This window comes from Gardnerella sp. c17Ua_118 (genome assembly GCF_055804255.1).
Window position 1 is genome coordinate 902,139 of sequence record NZ_JANUYT010000001.1, and the last position, 20,650, is coordinate 922,788.

9 protein-coding genes, 1 tRNA gene and 1 pseudogene are annotated in these 20,650 nt (G+C 41.7%); 2 read left to right on the top strand and 9 right to left on the bottom strand.

Annotation, left to right across the window (positions count from 1 at the left end):
• Positions 1-11: 11 nt before the first annotated feature.
• The 5 genes from NYP69_RS03665 to NYP69_RS03685 all read right to left on the bottom strand — a co-directional run bounded on the left by NYP69_RS03665 (position 12) and on the right by NYP69_RS03685 (position 7,799).
• A complete protein-coding gene (locus NYP69_RS03665; RefSeq protein ID WP_101889735.1) occupies positions 12-1,262 on the bottom strand; it encodes an acyltransferase family protein in 1,251 nt (416 codons plus the stop codon).
• A gap of 82 nt (positions 1,263-1,344) precedes the next feature.
• Positions 1,345-3,624, bottom strand: coding sequence for a hypothetical protein (locus tag NYP69_RS03670; RefSeq protein WP_115761724.1), 2,280 nt, complete (start codon positions 3,622-3,624; stop codon positions 1,345-1,347).
• Between the two features lie 68 nt (positions 3,625-3,692).
• Positions 3,693-4,835, bottom strand: coding sequence for a LicD family protein (locus tag NYP69_RS03675; protein WP_473412931.1), 1,143 nt, complete (start codon positions 4,833-4,835; stop codon positions 3,693-3,695).
• A 183-nt stretch (positions 4,836-5,018) separates the two neighbouring features.
• Positions 5,019-5,954, bottom strand: a complete 936-nt coding sequence (locus tag NYP69_RS03680) for a DMT family transporter (RefSeq protein ID WP_101889737.1) — start codon at positions 5,952-5,954, stop codon at positions 5,019-5,021.
• Between the two features lie 3 nt (positions 5,955-5,957).
• Complete coding sequence (locus tag NYP69_RS03685) at positions 5,958-7,799, bottom strand: phosphotransferase (protein WP_473412932.1); 1,842 nt, start codon at positions 7,797-7,799, stop codon at positions 5,958-5,960.
• Between the two features lie 260 nt (positions 7,800-8,059).
• Here NYP69_RS03685 and NYP69_RS03690 point away from each other — a divergent pair, with 260 nt between their 5' ends.
• Both NYP69_RS03690 and NYP69_RS03695 read left to right on the top strand, forming a co-directional pair.
• On the top strand, positions 8,060-8,992 hold the full coding sequence (locus NYP69_RS03690) for a glycosyltransferase family 2 protein (RefSeq protein ID WP_115761722.1): 933 nt from the start codon (positions 8,060-8,062) through the stop codon (positions 8,990-8,992).
• A gap of 38 nt (positions 8,993-9,030) precedes the next feature.
• Complete coding sequence (locus NYP69_RS03695; RefSeq protein WP_473412933.1) at positions 9,031-11,190, top strand: hypothetical protein; 2,160 nt, start codon at positions 9,031-9,033, stop codon at positions 11,188-11,190.
• A gap of 951 nt (positions 11,191-12,141) precedes the next feature.
• Here the strand turns inward: NYP69_RS03695 and NYP69_RS03700 are convergent.
• The 4 genes and pseudogenes from NYP69_RS03700 to pulA form a co-directional block, all read right to left on the bottom strand.
• Positions 12,142-13,626: pseudogene (locus NYP69_RS03700) on the bottom strand (GH25 family lysozyme); the annotation flags it as partial.
• Between the two features lie 134 nt (positions 13,627-13,760).
• Positions 13,761-13,834: transfer RNA gene (locus tag NYP69_RS03705), tRNA-Gly, on the bottom strand.
• Between the two features lie 198 nt (positions 13,835-14,032).
• Positions 14,033-14,551, bottom strand: coding sequence for a holo-ACP synthase (locus NYP69_RS03710; protein WP_473413078.1), 519 nt, complete (start codon positions 14,549-14,551; stop codon positions 14,033-14,035).
• 142 nt (positions 14,552-14,693) lie between these two features.
• A complete protein-coding gene (gene pulA / locus NYP69_RS03715) occupies positions 14,694-20,456 on the bottom strand; it encodes a type I pullulanase (protein ID WP_473412934.1) in 5,763 nt (1,920 codons plus the stop codon).
• Positions 20,457-20,650: the final 194 nt, after the last annotated feature.

The following is a 20,650-nucleotide window of genomic DNA, read 5'->3' on the forward strand; positions in this document are numbered from 1 at the left end:
TTATCAGTTAGTTACTCCATTTTGGATTGTGAATCCGTTTTGTACACAGAACATACGCAATTGGCGACATGCTCCAACGTTAGCGCAATTCTGTTAGAAAGTGGTTTAATAACAAGATCTATTACAACTGCCACAACTGAAAGTGCTGCGTACGTACAAATTAAAGTAATCGCGTAAAGTAGCACTATGAGTGCGCTTGAGGAAGTTGTAGGAAGCATCCACGCCACAAACGTCCACAACGCTACAAAAATAAACATGTGCTCGTGAAGAAGGTACACTCCGAAAGTTGCTCTGGAAACGCGCAAAATTACGGTTCTTGCTAGTCCTTTAATTCGCAGCATATTCATTCGGTGTACAAGAATGAAAATACACATTGCAATAATCATTGGCAGTATTCCAATGCCGCCGTGAACCTGCTGATCCCACGTAAGAACTCGCACAAACTTATTCCCGGACGAAGCAACATAGTCGAAAGCGAGCATAAGGGCGGTAGATATTACTACGCAAGCACAAAGTCGCTTTGTAGTAAGTTTTTTTATTCCGCTACCGTACTGCGCAATAAAAGCTCCGGCTAAATATCCAAAAATTGCGTAAATAATGTCATTCCAAGTATAATTTTTGCCAAAATATAGCGGAATAAGTGAGATTGACGCAAGAAGTACCAGCAGCATAGCATGATCGCGCTGAGTCATATGACTTATAAGAATGTTTATAAAAGGCATGAACATAAGCATGATTAAGTACGCACTCATGAACCAGTAGCTTCGATAGGTAAATGGCGTCACATTCCACAACAGCGTGTAGGCAAGTTCTTTTCCGTGAAGTAAGTTGCTTAAATTTTCTGGAAGTAAGCCAAAGCAGTCCGCTATGAAGGTTACCGCCAGCACGATAATGCAGTATAAGAACATTTGCGCCCACGCTGCAAAAACGCGTCGGTAGCGGAAGGTTTTGCGACATAAAAAGTAGCCGGAAATAATAAAGAAGATTGAGACACCAACTTGACCATATTGTACGACTAAGAATTTAAGTGCTGAACGCAAGCCTGGAGCTGGCAAAAGTTCCATATTGAAACTGTGCGCGCGAATGTTCAAATGTATGATCATGTGGCAGGCCACAATCATAAGCATTGCAATAATTCGCAAAACTTCAACTTGCAGGTCTTTTTGCAAGCAATTTTGCGATCCTTTGCTCGATTGTAATGTCACTTGAGCTTGTGCAGAAGACACTACTTCTTGCACTGGTTGTTTTTGTTCTACTACCATATTTTCTTCTTCAAAATTTTCTTCTTCAAATTATTTAAATTGTAATTTACCAATAGTAACTAAATTGCAACTTATTCGTTTTTTACATAAGTGGCGAGAACCAGGATTCAATACTTCTGTATATACTAGGCCTAGTGCCTTGAAGGTCCGAGTATCGTCCGTTGGCAAGTAGGTTTAATGAACACAAGCCAACGCTGGAAATCACCAGAATAATCAATACTTTATGCATTAATTTAAAGTTGGTTTGCGAAGTAAACTCCTCGTCTGGTTCGTTGACACAACCAGAATGAGCGTCAACCATGTGTACGCAAGACGAGACTTTGTCTACAAGACTTGCAATCACCATAATTGCACACAACGCTAGCAGCCATCCAAAATCACTAAAGTACCTGCTGGAAATTCCTACTACTTCCGCGTCTAATACCATAAGCAGTATTGCTAACGTTAAGCCGAGCGTAAAGAATCCAGCGAGCTGCTTTTTACGTAATTGTTGCTTTACCGCAGGGTACAACACTACGGCTGCACATACAGGAGAGTAAGCGAGTAAGCCGCCAAAGAATGGCTCCATAATGATTTGCCCGTGGAACATTGATGGCAGCACGGATTGTTCCATAAACGGAAAGACTGGCGTAATAGTAATCGGCTGGAACAGGTACATCCATACTCCCCATGGGATTCGCGCCCAAGAGTAGGAGCGGTGAACCATGTCAAAACCAGTGAGATTGTAGGTTGCACCAAAATCTAGTGGCGAACCGAAACGCGCGTAGTTGTACCAGCAGGCGGATAAGCCTATAAGAATCATTGGTGCGATTACGCATATCGTATTGATTAAGCTGCTTCGTTTGAAAGCAAAAAATAGACGATACTTTACGATTTCTTCCTTAAAAATTACGAAAGCAAACAGCGATGACAGAATAAATTGCGGCCTACACCCTAGGTTCAGCGCAATACATACTGCTCCCAGAATGAGTAGCGACTTCCGTAAGTACGGGGTTTCAGAAAGAATATCTTGAGTAGTTCTCGCTTGTAGCCACAATCCCAGTCCTAAGCAGGTGAAACACAATGATGACAGCATAGGAAGCGAGTAGATTTGCGGCAGATACGCCTGGATTAGCACTCCGCTAGACATGAGCATAATGAGATGCGACAGCACGAGGAAACCGAAGGATCGCTTTGGGAAGAAGCGTCGAAGTAATTGCACCATAAGATACAGTGAAGCAATTGCGAAAGCGACGGCAAAGAAGGCGACGGCATAATCTGTGCGCAAATCATGGCCAGTAAGTACTTTGAACGGCACAAAAAGTAACAGTGCGGGAACTGCGCCGAAGTAAGTAAAGTAGTGGCTTCCGTGGAACGCATAGTCCCAGTAAGTTGGTTGACCAGTTTTTATTGACATAGCATAGCGCGCGCCTGCGTCGTAAGGGTTGCTCATATTTGGCAGCCAGTCAGGAACTGGCAGATCCAAGTACAGGTGACCTTTGAGCAGACTGTTGGCGAGGTGATTGTATTGGTTTGCGTCACATATAAAGCCGCCGTTATTACACACCCCCGCAGTAAACATGTGTTGAGTACCAGTAACTTTCGTTACTCCAATAAGTATTGCGCACTGCACTAGCACTAACGCAACAAGCCACAACTGCTGTTTGCGCACGCGCAAATCAAGCGCTTCTTTATAAATGCGCGAACGCGGAGCCAACACGTATATAACGTAAGCGATCAGCAACAAAATCACGACGCGAACAAGTGAAATATGTAACGGTCTACGCTGATTCAACGCAAGGTTAGCAATTGTAAAAGAATCACCTTTCTGAAGCTTCGTGCTCAAACGCAAGCCCGCAACTTTATCAACCGCATGCACGCGCACATATTTCGTATCGTTCACATTCGACGTAACTGGCTGAGACGCAACTTGAATATAGGAAGTACTGTTGCCACCATCCAACACATACACAGCAATATCGAGTGTGCGAGTGTGAGGCGAGCGCATATCGACATAAATATTGTTTATTTGAGAAGGTTGAGCGTAATGCAATTGTATGTATTGATTATTTTTGCTGGTAACTGTGTACATGTCGCCGTGACGAATCAAACCAGCACCAGGTGAAACGCTCTGAACAGGAGTTGGATTAAATCCTGCCGATTCGATTGCCGGAAAGTTGAACCATACAAGCTCCAGAAGAAGCACAATAATAAGCGGCATAATTAGCGATATACGTCGTAAAATGGAACGCGTAGCGCGAGCACAATTGCAACCGCACTGTAGCACACTACTTATTGCACTACCAGCCATCGTTACGTCTCTTTCTGCCGTCACATCATTTACAGCAGTCGCATTACCGTTACTATTGCTCGTATCGCTCATATGCACACCTGTTAATTCCTTCGTACTATTGCCATTCTTAGCGTTACCATTTTGTAGCATTACATAACTTATTCAAGTCTGTCACAATCGACAACATACGGATTTGAACGAATATCCTGCTCAATCACATCGTCAGTATGGCTGCTATGCAACGATTCACAATCAACATGACGGAAGTGTGTAATAATATCCGACGGCAGTTGATAAATATTGCCATAAGCACGTTCTAAGATTTTTTCTGCACATTGCGGCACATTTACAGAAAAGTTTTCAAATGTTGTTGTTTTTGTTGGAAAAACTTCATTATATTGCATCGCATATAGGTTTTCTGCTTCAACATTATCAAGACCGTACACCATGCTTGTGGCATCGGATTTATTTACAATAAGTCCTTGTTGTACAGCTTGTTGCTGGTAGCGCTGGAATATTTGCTCAATATCTTGCGTATGCTCATTGCCGTTTTCTATATAACCGTGTTTTTTCCAATCTTGGAAATATGGTTGAGATTGTAATGTTTGCTGCAAATTATTGCGGAGTTTCACGAAAGATTCTTGCTGCTCAACAGTGTATTTTGGCGCGTAATCATAGAAGAAAATATCCAAAAAACAAGGATTACTATTATTCGCGTAACGGAACCTCAGCTGACGGCAACAGGCGTACGGATCATACACGAGCACCGCACGGTATCGCGCGCACAACGCGTCATCCTCACGCAAGATTATTAGCAGCTTATCAATATCCTCTCGTGTCATACCTAAGTCAACATCGTCGTCCCAAGGTATAAACCCACGATGACGCACACAACCGAGTAGAGTACCAAAATCAGCCCAATATTGAAGATGATGTTGGTTTGCAATCTGCGTAAACTCATTAAATAACGCTGCGCAACCACGCTGTATTAGTCGCATGGAGCCAGTAGCTTTGGGCAGATTGAGAAAGAATCGTTTACGTGCACTTAATGCATCTTCATTTTCTTGTTGATAATTCGCCCAAAACATCGTTGACGCATGCTCACGATTAGTGCGTATTTCATTGACTAATGATTGCAGCATCTTGTGTTGGTTATCTTCTAACGTTGAGTACTGTTGATTTGCGCACTGCTGTAATTGGTTCAACTGATTTTGCATGGTAACAATCTGCATGTGAAGATCAGCAACAGAACGTCTTGATGCCGGAAGTCTGCTTATTAGCCAACGCAGTTGTGAAATCATATCTTCTGCTCCTCGTTATCACAACGTAAGTCACGATATAACAATATGGTATACTCTCTCTTGATGTTACCGCAAACTTTCCGAATATATTACTAAAAGCAAGTTACGCGAATCTCTACTATGCAAATAAATTTTTCTTATATAAAATGCATATTTTTAATACATAAGTAATACATATGTCGTTCAACTTTTAGAAGAAATAACTATTGTACAAACGATGATTACTACACAACAAGCCCACGCAATAAGCGGAGGAATCGTTTGAGAAAGCAACGCTGCCGCAATCATGCTCCACACAGCATAAGTAATATTTCCAGCCATAGCTCGGGTTGCTCCAACTTCTGCAATACCGCGATAGTAGCATAAGTATGATGCTGTGCCTAATAGTGAGATAAAAAGCGCTAGCGCAAGCAAATACATTGAATCTATACACACGCGAAAAACTGGTAGCAAAGTGCATAAAGGCATGATTACTATAGTGTACGACAACGCGGAAACAGTTTCGCGCACGTGCAGCATCACTTCGTCGTCAACGCTTTGCTTTCTTGTAGCCCAAGCACAAACAACAGCTTCACTCCCCCAACCGATAACGCTAAAAATAGCCGCAATCAAACCTAAGACTATGCTGCCCGGAGAGAAGATAGTTGCGGTTGAAGATTCCGCGTAAGAACAGTATCCGAGCACTCCTACCGCAATAAGTGTTACAGTAAAAGCACAGTATTTCAACGCACTTAAACGTTCATGCAACACAATAGAAGAAAGTACTATGCCAAAAGCTGGATACAGTGCGGAAATCGCAGCAGTGTAACCAGCGCCAATATTACTTGCCGCAATAGCATAACCAGTCATACCGATTGGGCCTCCAAGAAGCGAACTCAAAACAATAGGCACAATCAATTTCACGCGCTTACAAAGAGCAACAGTTTCGCGCAACTTTGAACGACAAACCATATAAATCCACAATATTACAGCACACACAACGTCGTGAACGCAAGCACCAACAACACCCACATACCATACTGCAGAAGGCGTTAAGCCGTGTACAGATAACGCAACCAATACCGCAAGTAGAGCAGTGTCGACTCCCCAAAACAGTCCGCTTATTAAGGAATATTTCATAAATCACACCTTTTCTACAGAGCCTGAGGATTCGGCAGAACTAGCAAATCTGGCACCGTATTCACTCGAAGCGCGATTAATGTAACGTTTCGCATAACTGTAATACAAATAACGACAGTCGCCTACAGGCTCCCCCTCAGCCTCTTTTACCAGCGACCACAAATACCAACACCACCCCGCAAAACCAACGTATGCTATGCAATGACGCCGCTCATCACAAGTAGGATTGCGCCCAAAATACTCCACTAAAACCGCGTCAAACTCATGCTCATTAAGTTCGTCAGACACGCACAACGTACCTAAATCCTGTGCATAATCTGACATCCCAGCATACTCCCAATCAATCAGATGGTAGCATCCAGCAACATCCACAAGCACATTCGCACCCAACACATCGTTGTGTGCCAAGCAAATTTTTTGACAAGCATCTTTACTCACACACTCATACAACCAATCGACCTTATTAAGCAAGGCGTCAGCACCCTCAGGCAATGTAACACTACAAGCGCACAAATCGCGCAAATAACGCTGAGACTCCTTATAAAAATCGAAGCGTCTACTCACCGTAGCACCACTGTTGTGAAGCTTACGAATCAGGCGCATACCTTCGCGCAAATCGCAAGAATCGTGAAAATCAGCAATACGACAGTCTTTCAAAAAATGCGAAATTTTCCAACCACACTTCGGATCAGCCATAACCAACGTACCATCCAAACCGAGACGCTGCGCCGCATGCAAAGCCTCATACTCAGCCTTGCGATTCACCAACACATCCGTGCCAACCCCTGGATGACGGTACACATACTCGCTAGAGCCAACCGTAAAATGACAAGAAAGATTCGTCAAACCATTTTTCAACGGGTACACGTCGCGAATATCCGTCTTCTTACAACCAAGCACCTTAACGATGCGGTCAAAAACTTCACTGTCAACATTTTCCAAAAACAGCGGATCAAACTCGCGAAGCTCATCTAACGAATCGAACTCGTGAATAATCGGAGGATCGTAGCGGCGCATGCGCATATCAAGCTCATCTAAATGCTCAATCAAAATATCTTCCCACAGCTTGCCAGCAGTCTGCGGCAAATCATATTCCGCACGCAAAATTCGCACAAACTTAGCCGAAAATTCACTGTCAAAATACACGTGACCAATCATGTACCACGCATCGCTGCCACCAATAGTTACCGAAGTAATGCGATCGTGCGCACCCACACTCATACACCACTCTTTAGTGCAGCCCTGCTGATATTGCGCAGAATAGTAAGCCTTCCACACGTATGGTTCAAAAGGATTTTCGTCAAAATAATTGTCGGAAGAACAAATATACGTGTTACTTAAAAGATGAGCAACAGCCATGATTGAACTGTTGTTGTTGCGATAACGATATTCCTTATTGGGCACGATTTTTACGGAAAAATGCCCCTTGGTGAACTTGTCTTCCAAATAGAAGAATCGTTCCTGCTTGTAGCCAACTACTACGCTAATATCGTTAATTCCCGCCTCTTGTAATTGACGAATTTGTCGTTCAATAAGTACTTCGCCGCGCACAGTGAGTAAACCTTTTGGCAATTCGTAAGAAATCGGAGAAAAACGTGATGAAAGCCCTGCTGCCATAATAACAGCATTGTGTACACGATACGGTTCAAGTACTGTAAGACCTTTTGCTGTAACTTCACCATTAACAACAAACCCATGCTGAATAGCATCGCGTAACGCACTATTGACTGTGCCTAATGAAAGCTTCGTATGCTCAGCTATAGTACGTTGATTACTTCCTGGCAAACGTTGCAATGCTGATATTACAGCAAATTCGTTATGAGTTAATGCTGAATATGCTTCCATAACAGTGTCTCCATGCACTAGTCGATGTGCATACTGATGGCTCTATACATTTTGTTGCATTAGTATAGCATGCACAAAGGTGTTCAAAAATAATTATTATTAGTTTATTTTGAACATTTGACACTATTTGCAGCATGCAACTTTTGTAAACAAGCGCACAATCCACAATAATGAGTAAAATAACATTGATGTGCCAGTAACTAAAAAGGTTGTTTAAAAACCCAAAGCACACGCCATTTACCGTTATGAAGGGATATATTATGACTTCTGTCGCAGTGTTGCTGCCGTGCTATAACGAGGCAATCACCATTGAAAAAGTTGTTAAAGACTTTAAGGCGGCACTTCCAGAAGCAACAATATACGTATACGACAATAATTCAACAGACGAAACCGCTAGCATTGCCAAAAAAGCAGGAGCGGTAGTTCGTAAAGAGCCAAGACAAGGTAAAGGCAATGTTATACGCGCAATGTTCCAAGACATAGATGCAGACGTATACGTAATGGCAGATGGCGACGACACATACCCAGCAGAAGCTGCTCCAAAAATGGTTGCAAAAATCGTTGAGGGCTACGATATGGTTATTGGAGACCGCTTAAGCTCAACATATTTTCAAGAAAACAAGCGACCATTCCACAACTTTGGAAATCGCCTAGTGCGCGGTGCAATCAACACACTTTTTAGCGCAAAAGTCACAGATATAATGACGGGATATCGCGCTTTTTCGTTTACATTTGTAAAAACATACCCAGTGCTTTCGCGAGGATTTGAAGTTGAAACAGAAATGACAATTCATTCTCTTAACAACAATCTAAAGCTGTACGAAATGCCAATCCAATATAGGGATCGCCCGCAAGGCTCGGTTAGCAAATTAGATACTGTTGGAGACGGAATCCGCGTACTTTCCACAATCTTCCACATGATTCGCGAATACAAACCAATGCCATTTTTTGGCACTCTAGGCGTGCTAATCACATTATGCGGATTAGGGGCATGCATGCTGCCATTTATAGAGTTTTGGCGCACACATTTAGTAACACGCTTCCCTACGCTAATTGGCGCGGTAATGCTGATTATAGCTGGATTGCTTCTGTTTATTGCAGGAATAATACTAGACATTCTTGCTAAGAATGATCGCAAGCAATTTATTGAACAAGTTAACCTATTTGATTATCTAAAAAGAAATAAAAAGTAAATAGAAAGTAAATAGAAAATAAATAGAAAGTAATAAGAGTGCAAAGCTTTATAAATGGCAATCCTAAGCTAAAAAATTATTTTCCATATATAGTGTGTTTTATTGTAAGCGGGCTAATAACGCTAGCATTCTTTAGCAATGTATTCCAAGCTTACGGCCCAGGGTTTAAAACACAAAACATAAGCTTAAGCACGGTAAAAATAGCAAAAACGGAAAGCGAAAACCAATCGCTTGAACGCGCAAAATACAATAAAGACGGCATACACATACCTAAAAATGGCGCAGACATAGAATTTACAAACCTAAATGCGCATAGCAAAATATTGGAATTTTCACTAAAACGCACAAAACCTGTAAGCTATGTAACTGGAACCGTAGAGCTAGAAGACTTTGTCGTAGCGCCTGGATATGCCTTGGCAAGCCGATTCAAAATAACAACTGGCAAATTTAACACCACTCAAGTTCGCTTAGAAAGTCACGGAAAACTAAATAAAATAAAGCTACACTTTAACACAACCCAAAGTGGAATCGTAGTTCAAAAAATAACAATCAACCCAAAGTACAATCTGCATGTAAATTACGCAAAATGGGCAATATTGTTTATATTTGGATCTGCAATAATAACAATACGTAAGAAAAAATGGCATAAAATAGCCTACAATCAAAGCAATAGAGTTCAAAACATAATCTTTTGGATTGTATGCGCAATAGTAACTGGATTCTCCCTGTATATTTGGCTCCGATTAAACACTTATAATCGAATACGTGTTCCATTCGCCTACAATACATACGATTTTATAGACGGAAACCCATATACAGAACAATTAAAGGCTTGGAAACAAGGATCGCTATCTTTGCTACAAGACCCGCCAAAGGGCTTGTTGCATTCAACAAACCCATTTAGCATTGGCAAAAGAATGCAATTAGTGCGCGAGGGAACTCCTGCAATATGGGATGTTGTGCTGCATAATGGAAAATATTATTGCTACTTTGGAATAGTACCGTTTATTTTAACCTATTTGCCATTTAACGCCTTGTTCCCAGCTTGGATGCCGAGCGCAATAATGGTAACAACCGCGTTTGCGGCAATTACAATACCAGTACTGTTTGCACTTTGGAAAGAATTAATAATATTCTTTAGCATAAAAGTAAATTATTGTTCAATGCTTCTTATAGCTGCAGCATTGCCATTCGCATGTCTTATTTTCTATCTGCAAGCATCTGCATCAATCTACTACATGCCTATGGTAAGCGCAATGCTATTTGGAGCACTATTTGTGTATTCGTCACTAAAAGCTGTAAGACTTAAAAACAGCTTTACACAATACGCCCTATTTGTTTTATCTGGATTAAGTTTAGCTTTGCAATGCGGATCTAGACCAAATTCTTGCATTTCCACAGTTGCATTTATAGCACCACTTTTTATTGCGCTACTACTTAACAACTCTAGGAGCATAATCAATAGAGCTTGCGCCGCAATAAGCTTCTTGGTGCCTGCAATAGCTGGATTTGCTGGAATCTTAGTATATAACTACTTGCGTTTTGGTTCATTCTTTAACTTTGGCAACGAAGAACAATTAACAAACTTTGACTTGCGATTTAATCGTATAACCTTTGACCCTCTAAGAATCAAAGACATGTTAATAAACTTCTTTATAAAGCCACCAAGCGTAGATACGGACTTCCCGTATATTACAATAACCAGCTCAAACATTTCGGATTATGGAAATAGTTTCTTTAATCACATGACATTTGGTCTGCTATCAATACCACTTATTTGTGGCATTTTCTTAATAAGACGCAAGTACATGCAAAAAATCGAATACATAATGTGCTTAAGCGGAATAACATTCTCTATTATGTTAATCTACGTAAACTACTGCTTAGGCGGTAGTCTTTACCGTTATTATTGCGATTCAATAATAATTCTTATGATTATTGCTTCGATTGGGTTTGCTAGAAGAAATTGCTCGGATAATCAAAATGCGCAGTTGCAATTAAATAAAGAAAATGCATGCAACAATGAGTTGAATGGTCAAAAGTCTATTCAAACTCTAATCGTTGCATGCACTACAGTAACAATCGTATTTGGATTCTTGCTTGTATTTGCAAATCACACAGAATCAGCAAACGAAATACAATACACGAATCCAGATGCTTTTGTTGAATGGAGCCAAAGGCTATCAGTGGGCTTCTAGAACACCCTTCTGGCACTTTTGATGCCATAAGCCATTGCCATCATTATGTTCGTCTTCTACAGGCGCGCCAAGCTTTTCGAAGCCGCCACGCTTGTAGTAATCCTTGCGAAGATTGAACATTACCACTAGCTTAGTGTTTCGACCTTGAGTCCAAACATCGCCATTCTTGCAGCGCTGACGCCACCAGCCGTCTCCCATATTCTCCTCGGAAGCAACAGGAGCACCAAGCCATCCAGCGCCGCCGTGATTATAATATGAACTTCTAAGCTCATACTGAATCACAAGCTTTTTGTCTGTTCCTTGAGTCCAAACATCGCCATTCTTGCAGCGCTGACGCCACCAGCCGCCACCCATATTTTCTTCTTCGGCAACAGGCACGCCAATGCCATTAGCATCGCCATTCTTGTAGTAGGCATCACGCAAGTTGAACATCATAGCGAGTTTAGTGCCACTTCCGTAAGTCCAAACATCGCCATTCTTGCAGCGCTGACGCCACCAGCCGCCGCCAATGTTCTCCTCATCGGCAACAGGAGCGCCAAGCCAGCCAGCACCGCCGTGCGAGTAGTAAGAGCCTCTAAGTTCAAACTGAATCACAAGCTTAGTGTCTGTTCCATGCGTCCAAACATCGCCGTTCTGGCAACGCTGACGCCACCAGCCGCCACCCATATTCTCTTCTTCGGCAACAGGAGCACCAAGACGAGCAACATCGCCATGCTTGTAATAGGAGCCTCTAAGTTCAAACTGAATCACAAGCTTAGTGTCTGTTCCATGCGTCCAAACATCACCATTCTGACAACGCTGACGCCACCAGCCGCCACCAATGTTCTCCTCATCGGCAACAGGAGCACCAAGACGCGCAAAACCACCATGCATATAATAAGATTCGCGCAACTGATATTGAAGAACATGGTTTTGAGTGCCATCAGTCCAAAAATCGCGATTTGGAACTCTTCTAACTTTCCACACTCTGCCTACATTTTCATATTCTCCATAGGCATTAGGATCCATATTTCCAAACGCGCTAACATCAACATTTCCATCAATACCAGATATGCGAGCCTTAGACGTGTACTGCCATCCGCGCAACGCCGTTCTAATGTTAAATAGCGGAGTTGCGCCGTAGCTAGCAACCCAACTTGCTCGATCGTGAATGTATTGCGAATTAAGCGGGCCTCTCAAATAGTTTGCATATGAGTAAATGCCAAGATTTGTGTATCCTGCGCTATACAGCTGATTCCACCAAGACGAAACAATGTTTTGGTAAACGTATGGGCTAGTTGGAGCAGTGTGGCCAGCCCAAACCCATTTTTCAAGATCGTAGTAAACAGGATAAGAAAGGTCGCCTGGACTAACGCCTGCGCGCCTAAGAAGACTTGCAACGTCTGCGCCCTCGTTAGCGCCATCTTCTGGTTTTTCGGCGTAAGAATACATGTAAATTCCAAATGGAATGCCTAAACGCTTGCATTCTCTAATATTTCGCAAAGCGTATTTATCGTAGCCGTTTTCCCATCCGTAGCTAATTCGTATAATCGCGCCTTCTACGCCAGCTGCCTTAGCTGCAGCCCAGTTAATTTCTTTTTGATATTCGGAAACATCAATCACACCACTGGCGTTGTACGCAAACAGGCTTCCATTGCCATCATAGAATGCCTGAGTTCCGTTGTAGTCTCCCCACCTAGTGCCAAAGCCGTTTGTTGGCAAAGAAATCTTACGCACCGAGCCATAAGTTGTATACGTGGATGTTCTAGATTCTAAAGCTTGTGACTCCTGGCTCTTTTCGTTTGAGTCAGTTTCTTGGGGATTTTTTTGATTAGAGCTTATAAGAACAACCTTGTTTTTTCTAAGAGAACGCTTATTTTCAACATGCTTTTTGCTAGAAATCTGAGTGTTATTGGTGGTAGAAGAATCAGCATTAGTACTATCTGAATTAGTTACATCTGAATTAGCACTGCTCGAATTTTCGCGCTTTATCTCTTTTCGCAAATCGCCAACAGTTATAGGCGTAAAACGTTCACCGTTACTTTTAGCGAGTGGATCTGGCTGCTTATCTTTAGTTCCAACAAGCTTAGAGTCGGTAACAGTTTGGCCAGTTTTAAGTGACTTTAATTCTCCATTATCTGCAATCGCATACTTTGAAGACACAACTTCGTCTTTGTTTGTAAAGGAAGATGCCACTTTTTTAGGCAACTTAGAATCATTGCGTGAATCGCCATTAGAAAACGCATTTAATTGATCTTCTTCAACAGTGTTAGTGCCATTATCTGACAATTCCGCACTATTTTCACCATCTGCGCTATCTGCAATATTTGCGACTTTGGAAGCAACATTCTTAAAATCCAAACGATTTTCTACTTTAAACGCAGGAGCAGAATTTACAACAAGAGCTGTTGCTATAGAAACTAAACTTGCAATTACACGTACAATAAACTGTCCCAAAATCCCTCCAGACACATGTTTTACGTGTTTAACTGTTACAACAATACCAACATGCGCAAACAGCTTAAAACATGTGTGTACTAAAGCAAGAACGAAATAAAACAGGAATGAAAAGCGAATGAAAATGTAAAAAATGGAGCGGATGACGGGAATCGGACCCGCGTCATCAGTTTGGAAGACTGATACTCTACCATTGAGCTACATCCGCAATATGCGAATTTTGCAAGCTATTAATTGCCTTGCAAAACAGCAACTCGATTAATTATACAGACTGTTTAGAACTAAAGCAACTTTCGACACTCGCGCTAAATTGTACAATTCTCGGAAAATTTGCACATTTAGTGCACATTGAATACACATTCATGCGTAAAATTCGCTGCATGTTCGCATGATTAAGGTTTTATGATTAAGACTCGCGTAACTCTAAAACAACAAACGCAAGTGCAATAGCAGAAGAATTTTGCACTAATCCATCGTGACTTAAAGACACACGCCAATTAGGGTGATTTACGCGATTTACACCATTAACGCTTACATTAGCGCTGTCGGATTCATGCGGATTAGTCGCCTCTGGCGCGTGTAATGACTCTAGAAGCTTTTGATTAACGTCTTCACTAAGTCGAACACTCGGGCATCCACGAGAATCATCTAAAACCTCAATGCTTGCCCATGGTGTGTTGTCTAAAGTATACGGATATTGCAAACCAAGAGTGCTCATCGCTTCGCACCACGCTTTTATAACCGCCTCTTTACCAGCCCAGTGAGCAGCAATATGAATCGCCTCAGCGTCGTTTTTTAAGTGTGCTCGCATGGCGCACTGCCTAAGCTCACGCGTAGAAAATAGCGATCGCCACCCATTGCCATCTTGCATTTGTTGCGCAAAATCCGCAACATTAACAACATCGCAACCAATGCCTGCAATCATTGAACTCACTTCCTAACTACTCTAGAGCGCAGCTAATCTGCGCGAACGATTTTCCGCACTTTGTACCAAATTTGCCCTAAATTTGGTACAAAGTGCGGAAACGCAGTCAAAGCGCTTTGCTCTAAAACCCAAAGTCACAAATCTATCTAAATGCAACTTTATAGCGAACAATAATTGCAGCAAAAGCAAGCACAATGAATACCGCAAATACAGCAATAACACTACTGCCAGTTTGCAAATGGAAACTATCACGTCTCGAATCACTATTGTTAACAACAGTAATATCCGTCCATGCTAGCTGCTTTCCATGTTCGTCTACAAGCAAAACAGTGTGTTTACCAGAGTATCCAGATGGGAATTGAGCATCAAATTGAGGCGTACCATTCTCCATGCGAATAGTAACAAACTTGGAGCCATCGGCGCCCTTAAGCAAGCGTGGAGACGAGTAAATGTACGCGTAAGCATAAACTACTCCGTCACGCTGCAAACGCTCGGTGAACTCTCTGTTTACAACATTAATTCTCACACTATTCACAACACCTGCAGTTGCAACGTTATTGTTACTAACACTGAGAGTTCCCCTTAATTCTGGATTAAGCTGCTGAACTGTTCGTGGAGCAACAGGCACTGGAGCAGATTCTGCTGGTTTAGCTGGTGCAGAATGCTCAGATGGAGTTTCAGTCTTAGACTGACCTGGCTTAGTCTGACCTGGCTTATCTGGAGTTTCATGATCAGATGGCTTAGGCCGAGGAGCTGGTGACGGAGACGGAGCAGGCGTCACTTGACCAGGAGTTTGCTCATGCCCAGGCGCTGGAGCTGGATTTGGCACTACAGGGCCAGGAGCAGGTGGCTGCGGTGTAGGAGTTACAGTGCCAGGAGTTTGTTCATGCCCAGGCGTAGATGGATTTGAATTCTGCGTACCAGGCTGAGTACCAGGCTTAGATTCATCCTTCAACTTATTAATATCTAAAGGATTCATCTTATATTTGAGAACATCATCAGCCTTAAGATTTGCAAAAGGATTATCGTCCTTCTTTTCAGCATCCTTCACAAGCACAGCAGTCGAAAGAGCAGAAACCTTGTAATTTCCATTGTCATCTACAGTAATTTCAGGACACTTTGATACTTCATCGCTGTTAGCTTTTCCATCGGCAATGCGCACATGATACTTTCCTTTGCCAATATTCACAGTAGATTCACTACTATTAGCATTGAAAATAAACACATACGTTTTATTGTTGCTATCAACACTAAACGCATTAATTCCATCACTGCTCTTAATCCAATGCATATTCTTATTAACATCAGAATATTCGGAATCGCGTAACGCTGGAATCTCGTTTCTTAGCTTTATCAACTCTTTGAAGTACTCAACAGCATCGGAATTCTTATTAACCAAATCCCACTTAACGGAATTGTTGCCGTCGCCAGCATTGTAACTATTAGCATTACCATTCTTGCTTCGTAAGAACTCTTGACCAAGCTCAAAGAATGGCATGCCATGCGCAAACATTACAAGCGAATTAGCAAGCATTACTCGCTTCTTAAGATTCTCTTCTGTCTCATTAGTCAAGGATTTCTTCAACTTATCATAAAGATTAAGATTGTCGTGAGCTTCAACATATTGCACAGTCTGACCAGCATTCGCGTAGCGCCTACCAGTGCAGCTTGCATTTCCAGGCTGGCAGCCGTAAAGATTTTGCATTACCAGATTGTCGCTATATCTGTTTCCAGACACGAATCCAGTAACACCATCATCTCCCTGGCCTTTTACAGCATCACGGAAGGAATCGTTAAAGAACGCAACGCCATTATTGCCAGCAAGCTTATACGCATTAGGCTGAATAGTGCGGTTTCCATAAGGCAATTGGCTCATATCCCAGCCTTCGCCAAGAATAATCGAGTTCGGGTCAATTGCATAAACAGCTTCACGCACTTCCTTAATGGTTTCAAGGTCAATCAATCCCATCAAATCAAAACGGAAGCCGTCAATACCGTACTCTTTAGCCCAATACTTTACAGAGTCAACAATATACTTTCGCATCATTTTGCGCTCTGAAGCAGTATCGTTTCCGCAACCAGATCTATTAGACAAGCTGCCGTCATCGTTGTAACGGAAGTAGTAACCTGGCACAGTTTGGCCAAAAGCGTTCTTTTGCGCGTTATAAACATGGTTATAAACCACGTCCATAATCACACGCAAGCCAGCATCATGCAGGCCTTTAACCATTTGCTTTAGCTCCGTAATACGAGTAGCAGGATTTGCTGAATCAGATGCATACGATCCTTCTGGAACATTGTAATTAATTGGATCGTAGCCCCAGTTTTGGTGAGGACTATTTTTGTCGTTAGTAGCAACATAACTCAAATCTCCTGCTTCATTCACAGAACCAAAATCATACATTGGCATGATTTGTACGTGAGTGATTCCAAGAGACTTCAAATAATCAAAGCCAGTTGGCTTTCCATCTTTTTTAGCATCAGACTCGATTACACCGAGATATTTGCCGCGCTTTGCACCATCTATGCCAGAACTTTCGTGAATTGAGAAGTCGCGAATATTCATCTCTGCAATAGTCGCATCAGTTGGGCGCTTATCAAACGATGCCATACGAGGTACAGGCTTACCAGTATCTTTACCGAATACAACGGATCTCATTCCGTTTCTCACAGCAGCTTTTGCATAAGGATCTGGAGAATTATTAACAGTGCCATCTGCAAAATGAACCTTGTAAGTGTAAGCAGTGCCAACTTTTGCATCACTCGTAGTAATACTCCACACGCCAAGCTTTCCAGCTTCTGTACCAAGAGTCAGATCTTGTGTTTTATCTTCTTGTGCTTTTTCATCAGTTGACTTATAAGTTACTAACTCCACTTTTGTAGCAGTTGGAGCCCAAAGCTTGAAAGTCGTAGAACCATCTTTTACAACAGCACCCAAGTCATCGCCTATGTACGCATACTTTTGATCAAACTCATCAGTGCGAACAATCTTAGAGCCTTTAACAGTTGAAGCAGAAACTGTCTTAGGCATTCCACCAACACCCTTAATGTTGATTTCATACATTTTCTTAAGATCTAATTCGTTCTTTGCAGTGATTACGATCCTATTATCCACAACAGCAACTTGCGAAATATCTATTGTCTTGTGTTGATTTTTCTTTGAATCTGTAACATCAGTTACAGTAACATCACCATTCTTAACTTCCGAAGGGTCGCCGCTCACATTTACAGTAAATTCCTTAAAAGACGTAATATCAGCGTTAAAAGCATTAGCCTTTGTGTTGATTACGTTTGGACTTAAGTAAACTCTACTATCTCCCTGCATAAGCCAGATTTCAGCGTTGCCAGTGTTACCATCTTGGCTTAAAGTGATTGCTTTTGCAGGAATTGGGCGATCGCCTTCGCCAGGATCTTTATAAACCCAATCGTTTCCTTGCATGGAATAGCGCACAATAAACTTTGGATCTTTTACGCCAGAATCATTGTGGAACGTATATTCTGCAATCTTTCCGAAATCATCATGGGCCGTAAAATCTTGCTTTACGCCCTTCTCACTACCGTACCAAGTCCAAAGATTCCAACCAGCGTAATCCTTGTTTGTTCTGCGATAGTGAACAGTAACGTTTAACGTTTTAATGTTATTAAGCTTGTTAGCAACTTCAGATGGCGGTTCAGCAAAAGTATCTTCATTCCCGCTTACAACCCAAGCTTCGCCAACACCATCTTCAATTTGCCAAATCTTACGATCTTTGTCTCCGTCCTTATGCCAATTTTTATTATCAGATCCTGGATTAGTGGTAATAATAAATCCAACTTTTCCACCCTCGTAAGTGCCATCAGCCTCAACTGTGTAAGTCTTACCAAAAGCGTCTTGACCATTGAACTTATGCCAAGCACCATCTATTTCATTACCTTGAGCATCTTTAAGACCCCAAATATAGACACCTTTATTCGTGTTTTTTTGATTGTAGTGAATAACAATCTTCGTCTTTAATGCAGAAGGTTTTGAAGATTCTGCTTTGCAAGGAATTTCAGCAGATTCAGAACCTTTCAAATCTGCATCTACTACATAATTCTTTGCGCCAGCTGGAATAGTAAAATTACCATTATTTGAATTATTTAAGTGATACCACCTATCTCCACCGTCGTTAAATACAGCAGTAATTTGTTTTCCATTATTAGGAATTGTTCTTGCAAACCAATCATCGCAAACTTTGCGCATTGGTCTACCGGGAACTGCAGTCCAAGAATCATTGCCGATTTGATAATGAATATTTACTGAGCTTGGATTACCTGCTTTATTTTTAGCATTAAAATAGACAGTTGTTGACTGGTCTTTAGCATCGTCAACATTGTATTTTGGATCAGATTCGTCACGTGCTGTATTAGATTTTACTTTTTCATAAATATTGTCCTTAAGCGCATCCACATGCAAAGCAATTGCAGAATAAGGAGCAATAGTCGCAGCAACTTTGCCATCTGTAACTTTAACAGTCTTAGAGCAATTTCCAGCCTCATAAACGTTGCAATACTCACCATCAGGCAAATCAGTCTTATACAAAACTTTCTTTGCGTTTGGCGTATTGTTTATTGCTAAGAATCCCTTGCCTGCACGACTAAAAGCAATGTTATTATTGCCGTCATCTTGCCAATTAGTGACTTGAGCACCATTTACAGCCTTAAAGAAACCGACCATTCCACGAATAGAAGTCCAACGCTGAGTGCACTGCCAACCAGTTGTTGGGGAACAATCTACATCTTCAACTTTATCTTCAGTCGCTCCAGGCGCACCATCATCCTTATGACCATTCTCAAACCTATACCCCGAGTAAATGTTTGGATTTCCATACGGGTAGCCAAGCATAAATGCGTTTGCAAGCTCGTAGCGAGGACCATCCTTATAGGTAAGCGTGCGCACATAATTTTCGCGAGGAGTATCCCAATTAGTTACAAAAATTGAAGCTTTATCGCTTGGAACAAGTCCATTGGTAATATTTTTTAGATTCGATATTGAGCCATAAAAATCACTCTTTAATCGGTACGAATATTGGAATTCGTTGACTTCACCTTCATTCAAATGCTGATCTGGCTGTATTTCTTTAGCTTCAGAAGGATCACCAATCGTCTCCTGCATCCACCAAATCTCATCCGCATTTTTACCAGATTGTTTTGCAGCTTCAGCTTTAATCGCAGCCATATCTGTTGGAGAAATATGTTTTACTGCGTCAATACGGAAGCCAGCAACACCTAGCTTTAGCAAATGAGCAAAGTACTTACCTAAAGTCTCGCGCACATTCTGCTTTGATGTATCCAAATCAAGCAAGCCAACAAGCCTGCGATTCCACACTTCCTCCGCATTGTTATAGTGCTCAATATTACTAGCATCTTGATGGAAATCATCCTTTTTATATCCAGCATCTGGGAAAGACTGATCTTTAGCGCTATATTTACTTCCACCAACACCCTCTGTATGAGTGTCACCAGCACCAGTCATGTGATTAATAACAGCATCTGCAATGATTCCAACACCTGCAGCATTGCAAGCAGTAATCATCTTCTTAAAGCCATATTCATCGCCGAGTTTTGACTTTAATTTATAGCTCACAGGCTGATAAGAAGTCCACCACTGAGTACCCTTTACATGCTCATTTGGAGGAGACACTTGCACATAACTCACGCCCTCAGGACCATAAGTTGTTTTGCATTCTTGAGCAATACTATTCCAAGTTTGCTGGAACGCAGTAACAATAACACCCTTACGGTTAAGAGTTAGATTGCTAGATTGAGAATTACTAGACTCACTACTAGCGCTTGCATTGCCAACAACAGCAAAACCTGTTATTAACATTGCACTCGCTGCAATCATAGAAACTATTTTCGACGCAAGGTGGCGATGAGCGACCATCTGCATATCCTTTCCTCCGTTGGCACAAACATGCTTCTATATTGTTTTATTGCCATGCAAAACATGAAAACTATAGGTGACACAACTATGTTTCACTTCTTATTACAACCAACTTTGGTTTACACATAAGATTGCTTATTTTGAACGCAAATTGCCATAAGCACCTTGAATTTTTCGCAATTTTGCACGTAAGG

What these genes read in the sequence shown, in the direction of transcription:
- NYP69_RS03665 (WP_101889735.1), bottom strand. Translation starts at nt 1,262, where the DNA reads ATGGTAGTAGAACAAAAACAACCAGTGCAAGAAGTAGTGTCTTCTGCA.
- NYP69_RS03670 (WP_115761724.1), bottom strand. Translation starts at nt 3,624, where the DNA reads ATGAGCGATACGAGCAATAGTAACGGTAATGCGACTGCTGTAAATGAT.
- NYP69_RS03675 (WP_473412931.1), bottom strand. Translation starts at nt 4,835, where the DNA reads ATGATTTCACAACTGCGTTGGCTAATAAGCAGACTTCCGGCATCAAGA.
- NYP69_RS03680 (WP_101889737.1), bottom strand. Translation starts at nt 5,954, where the DNA reads ATGAAATATTCCTTAATAAGCGGACTGTTTTGGGGAGTCGACACTGCT.
- NYP69_RS03685 (WP_473412932.1), bottom strand. Translation starts at nt 7,799, where the DNA reads ATGGAAGCATATTCAGCATTAACTCATAACGAATTTGCTGTAATATCA.
- NYP69_RS03690 (WP_115761722.1), top strand. Translation starts at nt 8,060, where the DNA reads ATGACTTCTGTCGCAGTGTTGCTGCCGTGCTATAACGAGGCAATCACC.
- NYP69_RS03710 (WP_473413078.1), bottom strand. Translation starts at nt 14,551, where the DNA reads ATGATTGCAGGCATTGGTTGCGATGTTGTTAATGTTGCGGATTTTGCG.
- pulA (WP_473412934.1), bottom strand. Translation starts at nt 20,456, where the DNA reads ATGGTCGCTCATCGCCACCTTGCGTCGAAAATAGTTTCTATGATTGCA.